Origin of the sequence: Pseudomonas sp. SCPG-7 (assembly GCF_002156405.1) — a bacterium.
GTDB lineage: Bacteria > Pseudomonadota > Gammaproteobacteria > Pseudomonadales > Pseudomonadaceae > Aquipseudomonas > Aquipseudomonas parakoreensis.
On sequence record NZ_MVOO01000003.1, the window covers coordinates 357,496 to 376,937 of the forward strand.

The 19,442-nt window shown below is 61.1% G+C and carries 17 protein-coding genes; 14 read left to right on the forward strand and 3 right to left on the reverse strand.

Features of this window, described 5'->3' with window-relative positions:
* Positions 1–199: 199 nt before the first annotated feature.
* Entirely contained in the window at positions 200–1,399 is a 1,200-nt protein-coding gene (dapC, locus tag B1722_RS08595; RefSeq protein ID WP_041072351.1) for a succinyldiaminopimelate transaminase, read from the forward strand.
* A 158-nt stretch (positions 1,400–1,557) separates the two neighbouring features.
* Positions 1,558–2,307: a hypothetical protein gene (locus B1722_RS08600; protein ID WP_254616358.1), complete on the forward strand. Its 750-nt coding sequence runs from the start codon at positions 1,558–1,560 to the stop codon at positions 2,305–2,307.
* A 21-nt stretch (positions 2,308–2,328) separates the two neighbouring features.
* Here B1722_RS08600 and B1722_RS08605 read toward each other — a convergent pair whose 3' ends face one another.
* Positions 2,329–3,960 carry a Na+/H+ antiporter gene (locus tag B1722_RS08605; protein ID WP_041072355.1) on the reverse strand — a complete coding sequence of 544 codons (1,632 nt, stop codon included), beginning with the start codon at positions 3,958–3,960 and terminating at the stop codon, positions 2,329–2,331.
* Between the two features lie 293 nt (positions 3,961–4,253).
* On the opposite strand from B1722_RS08605, the gene B1722_RS08610 reads away from it, so the two are divergent.
* From B1722_RS08610 to B1722_RS08625, 4 genes are all read left to right on the forward strand, one after another.
* Positions 4,254–4,616: an ArsC family reductase gene (locus B1722_RS08610; protein ID WP_041072357.1), complete on the forward strand. Its 363-nt coding sequence runs from the start codon at positions 4,254–4,256 to the stop codon at positions 4,614–4,616.
* Between the two features lie 32 nt (positions 4,617–4,648).
* Positions 4,649–5,683, forward strand: coding sequence for a 2,3,4,5-tetrahydropyridine-2,6-dicarboxylate N-succinyltransferase (gene dapD / locus B1722_RS08615; protein ID WP_007954762.1), 1,035 nt, complete (start codon positions 4,649–4,651; stop codon positions 5,681–5,683).
* A 149-nt stretch (positions 5,684–5,832) separates the two neighbouring features.
* Positions 5,833–7,038, forward strand: a complete 1,206-nt coding sequence (locus tag B1722_RS08620) for an aminotransferase class V-fold PLP-dependent enzyme (RefSeq protein WP_086792171.1) — start codon at positions 5,833–5,835, stop codon at positions 7,036–7,038.
* Positions 7,035–7,439, forward strand: a complete 405-nt coding sequence (locus B1722_RS08625; protein WP_041072360.1) for a SufE family protein — start codon at positions 7,035–7,037, stop codon at positions 7,437–7,439. The genes B1722_RS08620 and B1722_RS08625 overlap by 4 nt, the downstream gene beginning before the upstream one ends.
* A 116-nt stretch (positions 7,440–7,555) precedes the next feature.
* On the opposite strand, the gene tcdA is transcribed toward B1722_RS08625, so the two are convergent.
* The gene (gene tcdA, locus B1722_RS08630) at positions 7,556–8,374 is read right to left on the reverse strand and encodes a tRNA cyclic N6-threonylcarbamoyladenosine(37) synthase TcdA (RefSeq protein WP_086792172.1); all 819 of its coding nucleotides are present in this window, start codon (positions 8,372–8,374) and stop codon (positions 7,556–7,558) included.
* 382 nt (positions 8,375–8,756) lie between these two features.
* Here tcdA and B1722_RS08635 point away from each other — a divergent pair, with 382 nt between their 5' ends.
* The 4 genes from B1722_RS08635 (at position 8,757) to B1722_RS08650 (ending at position 14,000) form a co-directional block, all read left to right on the forward strand.
* Positions 8,757–11,348: a glycosyltransferase gene (locus B1722_RS08635; protein WP_086792173.1), complete on the forward strand. Its 2,592-nt coding sequence runs from the start codon at positions 8,757–8,759 to the stop codon at positions 11,346–11,348.
* 238 nt (positions 11,349–11,586) lie between these two features.
* Complete coding sequence (dapE, locus tag B1722_RS08640; protein WP_086792174.1) at positions 11,587–12,738, forward strand: succinyl-diaminopimelate desuccinylase; 1,152 nt, start codon at positions 11,587–11,589, stop codon at positions 12,736–12,738.
* Positions 12,738–13,547 (forward strand): putative RNA methyltransferase, encoded by an 810-nt coding sequence (locus B1722_RS08645; protein WP_086792175.1) that lies wholly within the window; start codon positions 12,738–12,740, stop codon positions 13,545–13,547. Before dapE ends, B1722_RS08645 begins: the two co-directional genes overlap by 1 nt.
* A gap of 75 nt (positions 13,548–13,622) precedes the next feature.
* Positions 13,623–14,000, forward strand: coding sequence for a hypothetical protein (locus tag B1722_RS08650; protein ID WP_007964251.1), 378 nt, complete (start codon positions 13,623–13,625; stop codon positions 13,998–14,000).
* 137 nt (positions 14,001–14,137) lie between these two features.
* On the opposite strand, the gene B1722_RS08655 is transcribed toward B1722_RS08650, so the two are convergent.
* Positions 14,138–14,347 carry a cold shock domain-containing protein gene (locus tag B1722_RS08655; RefSeq protein WP_041072369.1) on the reverse strand — a complete coding sequence of 70 codons (210 nt, stop codon included), beginning with the start codon at positions 14,345–14,347 and terminating at the stop codon, positions 14,138–14,140.
* 236 nt (positions 14,348–14,583) lie between these two features.
* On the opposite strand from B1722_RS08655, the gene plsB reads away from it, so the two are divergent.
* From plsB to B1722_RS08675, 4 genes are all read left to right on the forward strand, one after another.
* Positions 14,584–17,082: a glycerol-3-phosphate 1-O-acyltransferase PlsB gene (plsB, locus tag B1722_RS08660; RefSeq protein ID WP_041072371.1), complete on the forward strand. Its 2,499-nt coding sequence runs from the start codon at positions 14,584–14,586 to the stop codon at positions 17,080–17,082.
* A 97-nt stretch (positions 17,083–17,179) separates the two neighbouring features.
* Positions 17,180–17,866: a hypothetical protein gene (locus B1722_RS08665; RefSeq protein WP_041072373.1), complete on the forward strand. Its 687-nt coding sequence runs from the start codon at positions 17,180–17,182 to the stop codon at positions 17,864–17,866.
* Positions 17,867–17,916: 50 nt separating this feature from the next.
* Positions 17,917–18,315, forward strand: a complete 399-nt coding sequence (locus B1722_RS08670) for a YbaY family lipoprotein (protein ID WP_086792177.1) — start codon at positions 17,917–17,919, stop codon at positions 18,313–18,315.
* Positions 18,316–18,336: 21 nt separating this feature from the next.
* On the forward strand, positions 18,337–19,026 hold the full coding sequence (locus B1722_RS08675; RefSeq protein ID WP_086792179.1) for a DUF4197 domain-containing protein: 690 nt from the start codon (positions 18,337–18,339) through the stop codon (positions 19,024–19,026).
* The last annotated feature ends 416 nt before the right edge of the window (positions 19,027–19,442 follow it).

Below are 19,442 nucleotides of genomic sequence, written 5' to 3' on the forward strand. Positions count from 1 at the left end.
ACTACCCCTGTGGAGGCAGATATAGCTGCCGGGGCTTTTGTGGTGAGGGGATTCATCCCCGATGGGTTGCGAAGCAGCCCCGAACCGGCAATCGCGGAGTATCCGTTACACCGCATGCGATGGTTTTGCGGCTGCTGCGCGGCCGATCGGGGATAAATCCCCTCGCCACGGAGTTCTCTCCACATTGAACGAGGCCCCCATGAACAACGCTCTGAACCAGCTCCAGCCTTACCCGTTCGAAAAGCTCCGCGCCTTGCTCGGCAGCGTGACGCCGAACCCGGACAAACGCCCGATCGCCTTGTCGATCGGCGAGCCGAAACACCGTTCGCCAAGCTTTGTCGCCGAAGCGCTGGCGAACAATCTGGATCAGATGGCGGTGTACCCGACCACTCTCGGCATTCCGGCCCTGCGCGAAGCCATCGCCGGCTGGTGCGAACGTCGCTTCGGCGTACCAAGCGGCTGGATTGATCCGGCGCGCAACGTGCTGCCGGTCAACGGCACCCGCGAAGCGCTATTCGCCTTTACCCAGACCGTGGTCAATCGCGGTGACGATGCACTGGTGGTCAGCCCGAATCCGTTCTATCAGATCTACGAAGGGGCAGCGTTCCTCGCCGGCGCCAAGCCGCACTACCTGCCGTGCCTGGACGAAAATGGCTTCAACCCGGATTTCGACGCAGTCTCGCCAGACATCTGGAAACGCTGCCAGATCCTGTTCCTGTGTTCGCCGGGCAATCCGACCGGCGCGCTGATCCCGGTCGATGTGCTGAAAAAACTCATCGCCCTGGCCGACGAACACGACTTCGTGATCGCCGCCGACGAGTGCTACAGCGAACTGTACTTCGACGAACAGACCCCACCGCCGGGCCTGCTCAGTGCGTGTGTCGAACTGGGCCGCAAGGACTTCAAGCGTTGCGTGGTGTTCCACAGCCTGTCCAAGCGCTCCAACCTGCCGGGACTGCGTTCCGGTTTCGTCGCGGGCGACGCCGATATCCTCAAAGGCTTCCTGCTCTACCGCACCTACCACGGCTGCGCGATGCCGGTGCAGACCCAACTGGCCAGCGTTGCGGCGTGGAATGACGAAGTGCATGTGCGCGCCAACCGTGCGCTGTACCGCGAGAAATTCGACGCTGTCTTGGCGATCCTCAGCCCGGTGATGGACGTGCAGCGTCCGGACGGCAGTTTCTATCTGTGGCCGAACGTACAAGGTGACGACGCGGCGTTCTGTCGCGACCTGTTCGAGCAGGAACACGTGACCGTGGTGCCAGGCTCGTATCTGTCCCGCGAGGTAGACGGTGTGAATCCGGGCGCCGGTCGAGTGCGCATGGCGCTGGTTGCGCCACTGGCTGAATGCGTCGAGGCCGCAGAGCGGATTCGCGCGTTTGTCTCTCGCCAGGCGTAAGTGTCTTTACCGTGCCAGTTCCGCTGGCACGGTAACCGGTCATAAAACCGTACATATATCAATTTACCGACTCCAGCTCAGCCACTAGCATCCCTCATTCAAAGCAACTTCCCGGGAACAATAAGCAACCGGATAAGTTAAACCTGAAGAATGAAAACATGGATGTTCAGTTATGCACTCAACCCGGCTTCAGCCAAGCAAGCAATTCAAAAACACACGCGCCTCCCGCACTATCACATGCACTTGGGAGACTCAGAAAAATGTGGGCTAAAAACAATCCGGCAAAATTCTGGACTCCCGGCAGCACACTTCGCATCGCCTTCCTCAACGGTACACAGGCATTCAAGGACGAAACGATCGCCGCCGCCAGCAACTGGTTGCCGCACATCAACTTGAAGTTCGATTTCGTCGAAGGTGAAGAAGGCGATATCCGCATACTCAGTCAACCGGGAACGTTTTCCTCTCTGATCGGTACCGATGCTCTCTTACATCCCGATGAGCCGACCATGAGACTCTGGCCACACCCACCGAGCCAGGCACGTTATTTCGCAGCCAATGTCATGCATGAGTTCGGTCACATGCTCGGTGCAGAACATGAACAGACCAACCCCACGGCAAACATTCCCTGGGACAAACCGGCGATTTATAAACAACACGGAATAACTGCCGACCCGGAAGAAGACAACTACCAGGCCAGCGTGACGCGCAAACGACTGCACGATTGGTACTTTGACGTCGGCAATCCCGACGAAAGCATTTATTCAGATTACGACCAGAAGTCGATCATGCACTATCCCGTCAGCCAGTCCTGGACACTCGGTGACTTCCAGATCTTCATCAATCTGGGTCTCAGCGAACAGGATAAAACCTTCATGTCGAACGCTTACCCCTACCCCGCGAGTCAGTGAGCCTGTCAGGTCCGTATCGGACTATTTGACCTGCCCCAGATTTGCCTCGCTCAAATCAAGCTCGCTCAATACTTCTCTGAGCACATCATCACCAATCTGGTGATGACGGCTCAGGCTATACAACTCAAGGCGCTGCGCCCGCAGCGCCTTGAGTCGCAAACGGCGTTCCAGCAGATCCATCTGGAACGCCAGCGCCTGGGCTTCAGCCGAATCGTTGAACACTTCTAGCTGATGCCGGTACTCGGACATGATCCGCGCCTTGAGTTCGGCCGAGAGTGCTGCCTGAGCAGCATCCTGCGGCGCGACCTCTTCGGTTTCCAGCGCATGGATCGCCGCCTCGGCGGTCTTGCGCCAGGCATCGCGCACTTCCTGACGGCGCTTGTCGTCCGGACTTTTCTCGATGCCGCGCAGCAGCAATGGCAAAGCGATGCAGGCGCAAATCAGCGACAACAGAATCACCCCGGCGGCGATGAAGATCAGCAGATCGCGCTCGGGAAACGCCTCGGCCCCCATCAACATCGGCACCGACATCACACCGGCCAGCGTCACCGCGCCGCGCACACCGCCGACGGTCAGCAGCCAGCAGGATCGCGCGGTCGGCACTTGCGTCAGGTCGCCCTTGCCGCGCAAACGCCGCAGCAGCACCGACAGGCGCCAGATGCTCTGCACCCAGATAAAGCGCAACAGCACCAGCGCGAGGAAAATCGCCACCACGTCGAGGCCACGGTACAGCAGCGTCGGCCACAACGTCGGCTCGTGGCTGACCACCGCTTTGATGATGTCCGGCAATTGCAGGCCCAGCAGCAGAAAGATCAGACCGTTGAAGGCAAATTCGAGCAATGACCAGACGCTACGGTTGAGCAAGCGAGTGCTGGTCTGTCGTGGCAACAGATCGAGCCAGCTCTGCATCATCCCCGCCGCCACCGCCGACAGGATGCCCGAAGCGCCCAACCGCTCGGCCAACACATAAGCCGCGAACGGCAGCAGCAACATGAACACCACGTGGGTGGCCGGATCGTCCCAGCCCCGGGCGATCATCCACGCGCGCAAACGCCCGACCAGCCAGCTCAGCACCACGCCGACGGCCAAGCCTCCGACCGCCACCAGCACGAAGGTCAGGCTGGCATTGGCCAGTGAGAACACTCCGGTGACCGCCGCAACCAGGGCAAACTTGAACGTCACCAGACCCGAGGCATCGTTCATCAAGGCTTCGCCCTGCAGTATGTGCATCAGCGGCGTCGGCAAACGGTTCTGCGAGATCGCCGACACCGCCACGGCGTCGGTCGGCGACAGCACAGCGGCGAGCGCGAAGGCCACCGGTAGTGGAATTGTCGGCAACAGCCAGTGAATGAAGTACCCGGCACCGACCACGGTAAACAGCACCAGGCCGACCGCCAGCGTCAGGATCGGCCCACGCAAATGCCAGAACTCGCGTTTGGGCATCCGCCAGCCGTCGGAAAACAGCAGCGGCGGCAGAAACAGAAAAAGGAACAGCTCCGGATCCAGCGCTACGTGCAGGCCCAATGTCGGCCAGGCCAGCAAGGCACCGGCGGCGATTTGCACCAGGGGCAGCGGCAGCGGGATGACCCGTCCGACCAGCCGCGAGACGCTGACCAGCATCAGCAGGATCAGGACGGTATAAGCGGTTTGCATAAAGCGGAAATCTCAGACAATCGACAGCGTTGAACTGCCATATTAGCCGCTCAGGATACGTCTGACCGTTGCACCTATGTCGCACGCCCGCAACGCCATTCCAGTGTGGGAGCGAGCTTGCTCGCGAATACGGTGTGTCATTAACAGAGATTTTGACTGACACGGCCCCTTCGCGAGCAAGCTCGCTCCCACAGGGTTTTGCATTGCCAAATGAAGCCGGGCGCCGCGAAACGCGTTGGCCATGGCATAATCCGACACCATTTTTTTCCAGCACCTGTAAAGGGGGCGATTCCTTGACCGTTTCAAGTAAAACGTTGCACCTTTTCGGCATCAAAGCCTGCGACACCATGAAGAAGGCGCGCACCTGGCTCGATGAACACGCTGTCAGCTACGACTTTCACGACTACAAAACCGCCGGTATCGACCGTGAGCACCTGACCCAATGGTGCAACGAGCACGGCTGGCAAACGGTGTTGAACCGTGCCGGCACGACCTTTCGCAAACTCGACGACGAACGTAAAGCCGATCTCGACCAGTCGAAAGCCATCGAACTGATGCTCGCGCAGCCCTCGATGATCAAGCGCCCGGTGCTTGATCTCGGTGATCGAACTCTGATTGGCTTCAAGCCAGACATCTACGCGGCCGCACTCAAGTAAGCAGCCCGTCACTTATTGCTAGAGGTATTCACATGTCCAACTCTCTATTCAGCATCGCCTTTGGTGTCGGCACGCAAAACCGTCAAGGTGCCTGGCTGGAAGTGTTCTACGCCCAGCCACTGCTCAACCCGTCGGCCGAACTGGTCGCTGCCGTGGCGCCGATCCTCGGCTACACCGAAGGTAACCAGGCCATCACCTTCACCACCGCGCAGGCTGCGCAACTGGCTGAAGCGGTCAAAGGCATCGACGCCGTTCAAGGCAAACTGCTGACCCGTCTGGCCGAAAGCCACAAGCCGCTGGTCGCCACCCTGCTGGCCGAAGACGCACAGCTGACCTCGACGCCAGAGGCGTACCTGAAGCTGCACCTGCTGTCCCATCGCCTGGTCAAGCCGCACGGCGTGAGCCTGGCCGGGATCTTCCCGCTGCTGCCGAACGTGGCCTGGACCAGCCAGGGCGCGATCGACCTGAGCGAACTGGCCGAGCTGCAACTCGAAGCCCGCCTGCGCGGCGAGCTGCTGGAAGTGTTCTCGGTGGACAAGTTCCCGAAAATGACCGACTACGTGGTGCCGGCCGGCGTGCGTATCGCTGACGCCGCACGTCTGCGTCTGGGTGCGTACGTGGGCGAAGGCACCACCGTGATGCACGAAGGCTTCATCAACTTCAACGCCGGCACCGAAGGCCCGGGCATGATCGAAGGCCGCGTTTCCGCTGGCGTATTCGTCGGCAAGGGCTCGGACCTGGGCGGCGGCTGCTCGACCATGGGCACTTTGTCGGGCGGCGGCAACATCGTGATCAAGGTTGGCGAAGGCTGCCTGATCGGCGCCAACGCCGGTATCGGTATTCCGTTGGGCGACCGCAACACCGTCGAGTCGGGCCTGTATGTGACCGCCGGCACCAAGGTCGCGCTGCTGGACGAGCACAACAACCTGGTCAAAGTGGTGAAGGCGCGTGAACTGGCAGGTCAGACCGACCTGCTGTTCCGTCGCAACTCGGAAACCGGTGCCGTGGAGTGCAAGACCCACAAATCGGCGATCGAGCTGAACGAAGCGCTGCACGCGCACAACTAAGCAGCCGTACGATCCCCCTGTGGGAGCGAGCTTGCTCGCGAAGGCGTCCGGTCAGTCAACAACAGTGCTGAATGACACGACGCTTTCGCGAGCAAGCTCGCTCCCACAAGGTTCGATGTACCCCCGCCCAAGTTCACAGGGCTGAACCTATGATGATTCCCTCCCCGTGGCGTGCCGACTTTCCGGCCATCGCCGCCCTGCAACGGCAAGACCAGACCTATCTGGACAACGCCGCCACCACGCAAAAACCCCAGGCCCTGCTTGACGCACTGACGCATTACTACGCCAACGGCGCGGCCAATGTGCATCGTGCGCAGCATCTGCCCGGCGCCCACGCCACACAGGCGTTCGAAGACAGTCGGCTCAAGGTTGCCCAGTGGCTGAATGCCGGTGACAGCGGGCAGATCATCTTCACCCACGGCGCCACCAGCGCGCTGAATCTCCTGGCTTACGGCCTGGAACATCTTTTCCACCCGGGCGATGAAATTGTCATCAGCGCCCTGGAGCATCACGCCAACCTGCTGCCGTGGCAGCAACTGGCGCAGCGTCGCGAGCTGAAACTGGTGATCCTGCCACTGGACGAAGACGGGGTGATCGACCTCGCTGCTGCCGTTCACCTGATCGGTCCGCGCACTCGCTTGCTGGCGGTCAGTCAGCTGTCCAACGTGCTCGGTGCCTGGCAACCGCTGCCGGCGCTGCTGGCGATGGCCAAGGCGCACAACGCGCTGACCGTGGTCGATGGCGCCCAGGGTGTGGTGCATGGTCGCCACGACGTGCAGGCGCTGGGTTGCGACTTCTATGTGTTTTCCAGCCACAAGCTGTACGGCCCCGATGGCCTCGGCGTGCTGTTCGGGCGCAACAAGGCGCTTGAGCAACTGCAGCCCTGGCAGTTCGGCGGCGAAATGGTGCTGGAAGCCAATTATCACGATTCACGCTTCCGCCCTGCCCCGCTGGGTTTCGAGGCGGGCACGCCGCCGATCGCCAGCGTGATTGGCCTCGGTGCCACGCTCGATTATCTGGCCGGGCTGGATCAGGACGCGGTGTCCGCTCACGAAGCGGCGCTGCACGCCTATCTGCTGCAAGGCCTGGCCGCGCGCAACGGCATTCGTCTGCTGGGCAAGCCGCAACTGGCGCTGGCCAGTTTCGTCGTCGAGGGTGTGCACAACGCCGATCTGGCGCACTTGCTGACCGAGCAAGGTATCGCCGTGCGCGCCGGGCATCACTGCGCCATGCCGTTGCTGAAAAGCTTTGAGCTGGCCGGTGCTATTCGTGTGTCGCTGGCGCTGTACAACGATTCGGAGGATCTGGAGCGTTTCTTTGACGCGCTGGATCAGGCCCTGGAGTTGCTGCGATGAACCTGCCGCTCGCCGCCGCCGAAGCGCTGCAGACCTTTCACAATGCCGCCGGTTGGGAACAACGCGCGCGGTTGCTGATGCAGTTTGGCGATCGTCTGCCGCCGCTGAGCGACGCGGACAAATGCGAAGCCAATCGGGTGCATGGCTGTGAGAGTCAAATGTGGCTGGTGGGGGAATTGCAGGACGGCCACTGGCAGTTCAGCGCTGCCAGCGATGCGCGGATGATTCGCGGGTTGGTGGCGTTGTTGCTGTTGCGGGTCAACGGTTTGAGCGCTGTCGAGTTGCAGCAAGTGGACCTGCCGGACTGGTTCAATCAGCTGGGACTGTCGCGGCAGTTGTCGCCGTCGCGCAGTAATGGCTTGAATGCCGTGCTCCAGCGGATGAATGAGTTGGCCGGTTAATCGCCATCGCTGGCAAGCCAGCTCCCACAGGGTTCGATGGTGTTCATAGATGCGGTGAACTTACCCAATAACTGTGGGAGCTGGCTTGCCAGCGATGAGGTCATCAGCCTCACAGATCAAACCTGAGGTTTTACTCGGTCAGCCGGCCGCCGCACACCCGCCACAATCTTGTCCACCGCCTTGGTCGCCGCGACCATGCCGAACGTCGCCGTGACCATCATCACCGCGCCAAACCCGCCGGCGCAGTCGAGCTTCACCCCGTCGCCGACAAAACTCTTCTGCAAACAGATGCTGCCGTCCGGTTTCGGATAGCGCAGTTGTTCGGTGGAGAACACACACGGCACGCTGTAATGGCGAGTCACGGTACGCGAGAAGCCATAGTCGCGACGCAACGTCGAACGCACTTTCGAGGCCAGTGGATCGTTGAATGTGCGGTTGAGGTCGCAGACCTGAATCAGCGTCGGATCGATCTGTCCGCCGGCACCGCCGGTGGTGATGATCTGGATCTTGCGCCGCTTGCACCAGGCGATCAGCGCAGCCTTGGCGTTGACGGCGTCGATGCAGTCGATCACGCAGTCGATGTTCGGTGTGATGTACTCGGCCATGGTGTCGCGGGTGACGAAATCCGCCACCGCGTGCACGGTGCAATCCGGGTTGATCCCGCGCAGACGCTCGGCCATCACCTCGACCTTGGGTTTGCCGACGGTACTGTCCAGTGCGTGCAGCTGACGGTTGGCGTTGCTGACGCAGACGTCGTCGAGGTCGAACAGCGAAATCTCGCCCACGCCACAGCGGGCCATGGCTTCCGCCGCCCAGGAACCGACGCCACCGACGCCGACAATCGCCACATGGGCCGCACGCAGGCGCCCAAGGCCCTCGATGCCATACAAACGGGCGATGCCTGCAAACCGCGGATCTTCTGTACTCATGACCATTACCCCAAAAACCGGCGCGCATTATAGGGCCGTCGGCGGCCAAGAACATCTTTGACGCTATGAACGGTGAACGCCGCCGTTTTGCGCAACCCTTGTGGCGAGGGAGCTTGCTCCCGCCGGGTCGCGAAGCGGCCCTTGAAAAGCGGCCTGCTTCGCAGTCCAGCGGGAGCAAGCGCCCTCGCCACTGGGAATTGCTATAACTAAGCAACAAAGTTTTCTCTTACAAGCTGTTACTAAAGAACTTAAATCAGGTTGGACTGCCCAATGTCGGGCATTTTCCTGCCCGGTGTACGAGCAGTGAACTGCCGGTGTAGGATTCGCGCCCTTTTGGCGTAAGCCGATCCGTTCCTTCGTTCCACAGCCTTTGGAACCCGAAATAGCTATGTCATCGCGTAAATTTGGTCTCAACCTGGTGGTGGTTCTGGCAATCGCCGCCCTGTTCACCGGTTTCTGGGCGCTGATCAACCGCCCGGTCTCCGCGCCCAACTGGCCGGAGCAGATCTCCGGTTTCTCTTACTCGCCCTTCCAGCAGGGCCAATTCCCGCAGAAGGATCAGTATCCGACTGACGATGAAATGCGCCGCGACCTGGAGATCATGAGCAAGCTGACGGACAACATCCGCATCTACTCGGTCGACGGTTCGCTGCAGGACATCCCGAAACTGGCGGAAGAGTTCGGTCTGCGCGTGACCCTCGGGATCTGGATCAGCCCCGATCAGGAACGCAACGAGCGCGAGATCCAGCGCGCCATCGAACTGGCCAACACCTCGCGCAGCGTGGTGCGGGTGGTGGTCGGTAACGAGGCGATATTCCGCAAGGAAATCACTGCCGAGCAACTGAGCGTGCTGCTGGATCGCGTGCGCGCGGCGGTGAAAGTGCCGGTGACCACCTCCGAGCAGTGGCACGTCTGGGAAGAACACCCGGAGCTGGCCAAACACGTCGACCTGATCGCCGCGCACGTGCTGCCTTACTGGGAATTCATTCCGGTGGACAAGGCCGGGCAGTTCGTCTTCGACCGCGCCCGCGACTTGAAAAAACTGTTCCCGAAAAAACCGTTGCTGCTCTCCGAAGTCGGCTGGCCGAGCAACGGACGCATGCGCGGTGGCGCCGATGCGTCGCCGGCGGATCAGGCGATCTACCTGCGCACGCTGGTCAACAAACTCAACCGTCAGGGCTTCAACTACTTCGTGATTGAAGCCTTCGACCAGCCGTGGAAGGCCAGTGACGAAGGTTCGGTCGGCGCCTACTGGGGCGTGTTCAACGCTGCGCGCCAGCAGAAATTCAACTTCGAAGGCCCGGTCGTCGCCATCCCGCAATGGCGCGTGCTGGCCATCGGTTCGGTGGTGCTGGCGCTGTTGTCGCTGACCCTGCTGATGATCGACGGCTCGGCCCTGCGCCAGCGTGGCCGCACCTTCCTGACCTTTATCGCGTTCCTTTGCGGTTCGGTGCTGGTGTGGATCGGCTACGACTACAGCCAGCAATACAGCACGTGGTTCAGCCTGACGGTGGGTTTCCTCCTGGCGTTGGGTGCGCTCGGGGTGTTCATCGTGTTGCTGACCGAGGCGCATGAACTGGCCGAGGCGGTCTGGACCCACAAGCGCCGGCGTGAATTCCTGCCGGTGGTGGGCGATTCGGACTACAGACCGAAAGTCTCGATCCACGTACCGTGCTACAACGAGCCGCCGGAGATGGTCAAACAGACCCTCGACGCCCTGGCCGCCCTCGATTACCCGGACTATGAAGTCCTGATCATCGACAACAACACCAAGGACCCAGCCGTCTGGGAACCGGTGCGCGACTACTGCGCGACCCTCGGCCCGCGCTTCAAGTTCTTCCACGTCTCGCCCCTGGCCGGTTTCAAGGGCGGCGCGCTGAACTACCTGATTCCGCACACCGCCAAGGACGCCGAAGTGATCGCGGTGATCGACTCCGACTACTGCGTACACCCGAACTGGCTCAAGCACATGGTGCCGCACTTCGCCGACCCGAAAATCGCCGTGGTGCAGTCGCCGCAGGATTACCGCGACCAGAACGAAAGCACCTTCAAGAAGCTCTGCTATGCCGAATACAAAGGCTTCTTCCACATCGGCATGGTCACCCGTAACGACCGCGACGCGATCATCCAGCACGGCACCATGACCATGACCCGGCGTTCGGTTCTGGAAGAGCTGGGCTGGGCCGACTGGTGCATTTGTGAAGACGCCGAACTCGGTCTGCGCGTGTTCGAAAAAGGCCTGTCGGCGGCGTATTACCACGACAGCTACGGCAAGGGTCTGATGCCGGACACCTTCATCGACTTCAAGAAGCAGCGTTTCCGCTGGGCCTACGGCGCGATCCAGATCATCAAGCGCCACACCCGCAGCCTGCTGCGCGGCAAGGACACCGAGCTGACCCGTGGCCAGCGTTACCACTTCCTTGCGGGCTGGCTGCCGTGGGTGGCGGACGGCATGAACATTTTCTTCACCGTCGGCGCGCTGTTGTGGTCGGCGGCGATGATCATCGTGCCGCAGCGGGTCGATCCGCCGCTGCTGATTTTCGCCATCCCGCCGCTGGCGCTGTTCGTGTTCAAGGTCGGTAAGATCATCTTCCTCTACCGTCGCGCCGTCGGCGTGAACCTCAAGGATGCGTTCTGCGCGGCATTGGCCGGGCTGGCGTTGTCGCACACCATCGCCAAAGCGGTGCTGTACGGCTTCTTCACCAGCAGCATTCCGTTCTTCCGCACACCGAAAAACGCCGACAACCACGGCTTCTGGGTGGCGATTTCCGAAGCGCGGGAAGAGCTGTTCATCATGCTGCTGTTGTGGGGCGCGGCGCTGGGGATTTACCTGGTGCAAGGCATTCCGAGCAACGACATGCGCTTCTGGGTGGCGATGCTGCTGGTGCAGTCGCTGCCGTACGTTGCGGCGCTGATCATGGCGTTCCTCTCGTCGCTGCCAAAACCGGCGGCGGAGCCTGAACCGGCGCCTGTCGTCTAATTCCTCTTTGATCCACTAAACGGCGGCCAATGGTCGCCGTTTTGCTTTAAGATAACCGCCATTTTGCGGGGCTTGGCGTGATACGCGGTGTAACCGACCGAACCCAATCCCTGTGGGAGCGAGCTTGCTCGCGAAGGCTTTGTAACATTCAACCCTTATGTTGCCTGATATACCGCTTTCGCGAGCAAGCTCGCTCCCACAGTGGCCCCAGCCCAATTTCAAGCTCCCGGAGTTTTCCATGACGGCCCACGCCGACCTTTCGCCGACCCTCCAACTCGCCATCGACCTGATCCGCCGTCCGTCCGTGACGCCGGTCGACGCCGATTGCCAGAAGCAGATGATGCAGCGCCTGGGCGATGCCGGTTTCACCCTCGAGCCGATGCGCATCGAAGATGTGGACAACTTCTGGGCCACCCACGGCAAGGACGACGGCCCGGTGCTGTGCTTCGCCGGCCACACCGACGTGGTGCCGACCGGTCCGGTGACTGCCTGGCAGATCGACCCGTTCAACGCGGTGATCGATGAACACGGCATGCTCTGTGGCCGTGGCGCAGCGGACATGAAAGGCAGCCTGGCGTCGATGACCGTCGCCGCCGAGCGCTTTGTCGCCGACTACCCGAACCACAAGGGCAAGGTCGCGTTCCTCATCACCAGCGACGAAGAAGGCCCGGCGCACCACGGCACCAAAGCGGTGGTTGAACGTCTGGTGGCGCGCAAGGAACGTCTGGACTGGTGCATCGTCGGCGAACCGTCGAGCACCACACTGGTCGGTGACGTGGTGAAAAACGGGCGTCGCGGCTCGCTGGGCGCCAAGCTGACCGTGCGCGGCGTGCAGGGTCACGTGGCCTACCCGCATCTGGCAAAGAACCCGATCCACCTCGCGGCTCCGGCGCTGGCCGAGCTGGCTGCCGAGCATTGGGATCACGGCAACGATTTCTTCCCGCCGACCAGTTTCCAGATTTCCAACCTCAACTCCGGCACCGGCGCGACCAACGTGATTCCGGGTGATCTGGTGGCGGTGTTCAACTTCCGCTTCTCCACCGAATCCACCGTCGAAGGCCTGCAGAAACGCGTGGCCGACATCCTCGACAAACACAATCTGGATTGGCACATCGACTGGGCGCTGTCCGGCCTGCCGTTCCTCACCGAGCCGGGCGCGCTGCTTGACGCGGTGTCGTCGAGCATCAAGGACATCACCGGCCGCGAGACCCACGCGTCGACCAGCGGCGGGACTTCCGATGGCCGTTTCATCGCCACCATGGGTACGCAAGTGGTTGAGCTGGGGCCGGTCAACGCGACCATTCACCAGGTCAACGAGCGTGTGCTGGCGGCCGATCTCGACGTGTTGACCGAGATCTACTACCAGACCCTGATCAAGTTGCTCGCCTGATGCTCGCGTGCCCGATCTGCAGTGAACCTCTCAGCAGCGTGGACAACGGCGTGGTCTGCCCCGCCGGCCACCGCTTCGACCGCGCGCGTCAGGGCTACCTGAACCTGTTGCCGGTGCAGCACAAGAACAGCCGTGACCCTGGCGACAATCAGGCGATGGTCGAGGCGCGCCGCGACTTCCTGAATGCCGGGCATTACGCGCCGGTGGCCAAGCGTCTGGCCGAGCTGGCGGCGAGTTATGCGCCAGCGCGCTGGGTCGATATCGGCTGTGGCGAGGGTTACTACACCGCACAGATCGCTGAGGCCCTGCCGGACGCCGATGGCTACGCACTGGACATCTCCCGCGAGGCGGTGAAACGCGCCTGCAAGCGCAACCCGGCGCTCACCTGGTTGATCGCCAGCATGGCCCGCGTGCCATTGGCGTCGGGCAGTTGCCAGTTTCTTGCCAGCGTTTTCAGCCCGCTGGACTGGGCAGAAGCCAAGCGCCTGCTCAGCGTCGGTGGCGGCCTGATGAAAGTCGGCCCGACCAGCGGCCACCTGATGGAACTGCGCGAACGCCTGTACGACGAAGTGCGCGAATACACCGACGACAAGCATCTGGCCCTGGTGCCGGAAGGCATGGCGCTGGCGCACAGCGAAACTCTGGAATTCAAACTGACGCTGGACAAGCCCGAGGACCGCGCCAACCTGCTGGCGATGACACCCCACGGCTGGCGCGCCAGTGCCGAACGCCGCGCCGCAGTAATCGAACAGGCCGAGCCGTTCGTGACCACCGTGTCGATGCGCTACGATTATTTCGTTCTTCAATAACTTTTGGTCTCGGGCAAGTGCCCGGGGCCGGCTAAATCCGCGAATGGATTTTTCAGACCCGCAGTGAGGACATCCATGCGCCAACCGGATATCGAGATTTACCTGAAAGACGCCGACGTCGACCACAAGGCGATTTCCGCCTGGCTCGGTGAGGCTCTGGGCCCGTGCAGCGACTGGGTACAGAAAGGCCAGACCTACAAGTGCAAGGCCGGCAACATCCCGGTGACCTGGTTGCCGAAAGCCGTGGGCAAATGGAACAGCTTGTACCTGGAAAGCGATGCGACCCCTTGGGACGACGACATCGCCTGCGCCCGTGCAGCCTTTGCCGCGCTGAACGTGGAAGTGCGTTGCGCACCGGGCACGTGGGTCGAGGAAGAAGGTGAGGAAACGGCGGATCGCTGGATTCGCATCAGCGCCGACGGTGAAGAAGAAATCACCTGGAAAACGGCATAACAAAGCCGTACACAAAATCTGTGGGAGCGGGCTTGCCCGCGAAGGCGGCGGCACATCCAAAATAGAGGTGGCTGACAAACCGCTTTCGCGGGCAAGCCCGCTCCCACAGTGTTTTCCGAGTATCCGAAGAGTGCGGTTTACAATCCGACCACGTCTTCAGCCTGCAACCCCTTCTGCCCTTCCACCACCGCATATTCAACCTGCTGACCTTCAGTCAGCGAGCGATGCCCTTCGCCGCGAATCGCGCGGTAGTGCACGAACACGTCCACCCCGTCGTCGCGCTGAATGAAGCCGTAGCCCTTGGCGTCGTTGAACCACTTCACATTGCCGGTTTCACGTGTTGCCATCTGTTCATACTCCTTTTTTATTATTGAACAGGCTTTTCGCAGGAAAGCCTTTGCGGAACGTCAGCCTGCGCCCGACGTCCATAAAGGGCCCCGGCGACAGATTGCCGAGTATATGACAGGCGCAAAACTCTCAACAGGAGATTACTTCGCCGCTTTTTTGCCGATTTTCGATGAATCCGGCAAACTGTCGACCGCCCGAGCATCTGCTCGGTTTTATCAACTCACGCAGAAGCCGTATGACCCGTTCCCCGTTCCGCCGTCTTGTGTTTGGCACCTTGCGCCGATTGTTGTACCTCTGGGTTCGCTCCGAGACGATCAACCAGTCGTCGCTCACCCTCAACCTCGACCGCAGTCGTCCGGTGTTCTACGTCCTGCAAAACCCATCGCTGACTGATCTGGCGGTGGTCGACACCGAGTGCACCAAGGCCGGTCTGCCGCGTCCGGTGCTGCCGGTGTCGGTGGGGCCGTTGATCGAACCGGCGGCGTTTTTCTACCTGACGCCGGACCCGGACTGGCTCGGCCGTCAGGACAAGCGCGGAGCACCGCCGACCCTGACCCGTCTGGTCAGCGCCCTGACGCAGAACGCCGCCGAAGACGCGCAGATCATTCCGGTCAGCGTGTTCTGGGGCCAGTCGCCGGACAGCGAAAACAGTCCGTGGAAGTTGCTGTTCGCCGACAGCTGGGCCGTCACCGGGCGTCTGCGCCGACTGCTGAGCATCATCGTTCTGGGACGCAAGACCCGTGTGCAGTTCTCCGCGCCGATTCACCTGCGCGAACTGATCGAGCACAACAAGGGCCACGAACGCACCGTACGCATGGCCCAGCGCATCCTGCGCGTGCACTTCCGCAACCTGAAAGCGGCAGTGATCGGCCCGGACATTTCCCACCGGCGCAATCTGGTCAAGGGTCTGCTCAATCAGCCACTGGTCAAGCAGGCGATCGTCGACGAAGCCGAACGCGAGAACATTTCCCTGGAAAAAGCCAAGGCCCAGGCCCTGCGCTACGGCAACGAGATCGCCTCGGACTACACCTACACCGCGATCCGTTTCCTCGAAGTGGTGCTGAGCTGGTTCTGGAACAAGATCTACGACGGGATCAAGGTCAACCACATCGAAGGCGTGCAGAAGGTCGCCCAGGGTCACGAAGTGATCTACGTGCCGTGCCACCGCAGCCACATCGACTACCTGCTGCTGTCGTACCTGCTGTTTCGCAACGGCCTGACCCCGCCGCACATTGCCGCCGGGATCAACCTGAACATGCCGGTGATCGGCAGCCTGCTGCGCCGTGGTGGCGCGTTCTTCATGCGCCGCACGTTCAAGGGCAATCCGCTGTACACCTCGGTGTTCAACGAATACCTGCACACCCTGTTCACCAAAGGTTTCCCGGTCGAGTACTTCGTCGAGGGCGGCCGCTCGCGCACCGGGCGCATGCTGCAACCGAAAACCGGCATGCTCGCGATCACGATGCGCAGCTTCCTGCGTTCATCGCGGATGCCGATCGTCTTTGTGCCGGTGTACATCGGTTACGAGCGCGTGCTGGAAGGTCGCACCTACCTCGGCGAATTGCGTGGCGCGAGCAAGAAGAAAGAGTCGATCTTCGACATCTTCAAAGTCATCGGCGCGCTCAAGCAGCGCTTCGGTCAGGTCGCGGTGAACTTCGGCGAACCGATCAAACTTGCAGAGTTCCTCGACAGCGAACAGCCAGACTGGCGCCAGCAGGAACTCGGCCCGCAGTACAAACCGGCCTGGCTCAACGAAACCACCAACCGCCTCGGCGAGAAAGTCGCGCAGCACCTGAACGAAGCGGCGGCAATTAACCCGGTCAATCTGGTGGCGCTGGCGCTGCTCTCGACCACCCGCCTGGCGCTGGACGATCGGGCCATGGCGCGGGTGCTGGATCTGTATCTGGCGCTGCTGCGCAAAGTCCCTTACTCGCCGCACACCACGTTGCCCGAAGGCGACGGTCGCGCACTGATCGAGCATGTGAAGGACATGGACCTGCTGTCCGAGCAAAACGATGCGCTGGGCAAGATTCTGTATCTGGACGAGCAGAACGCCGTCCTGATGACCTACTACCGCAACAACGTGCTGCACATCTTCGCCTTGCCTGCGCTGCTGGCGAGCTTCTTCCAGAGCACCTCGCGCATGAGCCGCGAGCAGATCCTGCGCTACACCCGCGCGCTGTATCCGTACTTGCAGTCGGAGCTGTTCATCCGCTGGAGCCTGGAGGAACTGGACGCGGTAATCGATCAATGGCTGGAAGCGTTCGTCGAGCAAGGCCTGCTGCGTTTCGAAAAGGACGTGTACCTGCGCCCCGCTCCAAGTTCGCGGCACTTTGTGCTGCTGACCCTGCTGTCGAAAAGCATCGCGCAGACCCTGCAGCGCTTCTACATGACCGTCTCGCTGCTGCTCAACGCCGGGCAGAACAGCATCAGTGCCGAAGAGCTGGAAGACCTGTGCACGGTCATGGCCCAGCGCCTGTCGATCCTGCACGGCCTGAATGCCCCGGAGTTCTTCGACAAGAGCCTGTTCCGTCATTTCATCCAGACGATGCTCGACCTCGACGTCCTGCGCCGCGACGAAGCCGGCAAGTTGAGCTACCACGAACTGCTCGGCGAACTGGCGGAGGGCGCGGCCAAACGCGTGTTGCCGGCGGAGATTCGTCTGTCGATTCGTCAAGTGGCCCTGCATCGCAGTGAAGATGCCGCGGAAACGGCAGTGACACCGCAAGTCTGAAACTTGCCGACAACTAACGGGGTGCCACTCGGGTTCCCCCGTTAGTTGATCCGTGAATTAATAGGCTCTTTAAAACAATCACGATAAGGATATCGAGATGAGCCTGTTACAAGATCCCGCTTCGGCAGTGACTTTAAACTTCAGCTTGCCTGCAGCCTTTCAAATCCCCTTCGACGGTGAACATGAAACCATTGTCAGTATCGAGGTGGTTAATCCGAAGTTGGCGACGCCCGCCAGGGAACAGCGCTTCGCGAGACTGTTCGAAGGCGACTGGAAGTTCGAGTTTGCCCATTCCCATACCAATATCGGCGTGAAGTACCGGATTACCGTGCGGATGTTCCACAACCGCCAACCCCTGCTGCTTGATCAGGAACACTTTGTTATCGTCAACACGCTGCCTCATCGCCAGACTGTGCACTTGAGCCCGATCGGGCTGTTGTATGTTGAAGTTCAAGAGCCGGAAAGTTTCCCGACCGAAGAAGCGGTCACTATCAGCCTGCATGAAGCCGACAGCCCTGAAGTTGAACTGGTGCGCGTCAGCCATGACGAACAGACCGCGACTTCGTTCTATCTGCGATACGACCCGGCCAGCGTTACTCCCGGCAAACGTTATGCACTCAGCGGCATCGAAAATCGCTACCACCAGCGTATTCCGGTCAGTCCCGGTCGAATAGAACTGTGCCCGCCGCCACGCGAACAACGCGGGTGGTTCATGCAGACACTGGCGCAGTGGATGGAAAAACCCTTACGTTTGTTCACTGACGCTGAAAGCAAAATCCGCTAGATTTCCATCGGCGCCGGGATTCTTCCGGCGCACCTGCCTCAGAGGTCCCGATGAAAAAACTCACCCTTCTCGCCGCAGCCACCCTGTTGAGCGCCTGCCAGTCGACCACCCCCGCCGGCAAAGTCGGCCTCGACGGTGAAGTGTTCTACCTGCAACGCATCGCCCTGCCACCGAGCGCGACGTTGAGCGTGAGCCTGCAGGACGTATCGCTGGCCGACGCCCCGGCGGTGGTCCTCGACGAGCAGAAAGGCCCGGTCAAAGGCCAGGTGCCGCTGCCGTTCCACTTGAGTTACGATCCGGCCCAGGTCAAACCCGGCCACCGCTACTCGGTCAGCGCGCGCATCGAAGTCAACGGCGAGCTGATGTTCATCTCCACCGAGAACCACGCCGTGCAACTGAACGGCAACGATCCGCAGCCGCTGAAAATCCGCGTCGACGCCATTCGCTAACTGTCTTTCAAGGAAGCTGCCATGCTCCGCCCTACCCTTCGCTTCGCCGGCCTGTGCGCGGGCCTGATGATCTCTGCCAGCGCCCTGGCACTGTCGCTCAGCGACCTCTCGCAACAAGACGCCACCGGCGGCCTCAAGGACGCCCTGACCCAAGGCGCACAAATCGCCGTCAAACAACTCGGCACCCCGGGCGGCTTCAGCAACAACCCGGAAGTGAAAATCGAACTGCCGGGCAAACTCGGCAAAGTCGCCGGCAAGATGAAAGCCTTCGGCATGGGCGCCCAGGTCGACGAACTCGAAACCGCCATGAACAAAGCCGCCGAAAGCGCCGTGACCCAGGCCCAGCCGATCCTCGTCGACGCCGTGAAGAAAATGACCGTGGCCGACGCCAAAGGCATCCTCAGCGGCGGCACCGACTCGGCCACCCAATACCTGGACAAAACCAGCCGCGAACAGATCCGCGCCAAATTCCTGCCCATCGTCAAACAAGCCACCGACAAAGTCGGCGTAGCGCAAAAGTACAACGCCTTCGCCGGCCAGGCCGCGACCTTGGGTGTGGTGGATGCGAAAAGCGCCAACGTCGAAAACTACGTCACCGAACAAGCGCTCAATGGCCTGTTCGAAATGATCGGCAAACAGGAAGAAACCATCCGCAAGAATCCGGCGGCTGCAGCGACCGGTCTGGCGAAGAAAGTGTTCGGCACCTTGTAATTTTTGTCGCTGCACGAAAAAGCCCGCTGAACCGGTGAAGGTCAGCGGGCTTTTTATTGCGAGTCAGCCTTGCGGATCGACTTGATCGAGGAGGCGGTTTACCGAGGGCGTCGTGGAGCTTGCGCGAGTCGAGGAAGGCGTAAGGTGCAGGGTCGCTTGGACATTCTGGTTCGGATTCGGGGGGGGTTGAACAGAGTGGAACGCCTGACTGTTCGAGTGGAGTAACCACCATCACTTGCAGATGATGAGCGCGCTTGCAGACCCGGTCGCTGAACTGGCAGCGACAGACTCAGGCTAGGGATCGCGCCTGCGACGGGCAACCTGAAAACCTTATGGGAAGGTTCTGGTTATCTGGAACATCTTTAAAAAGACCAAAGATGTTGGGTAGCAGGGCGGACCTCTTCGCGAGCAAGCTC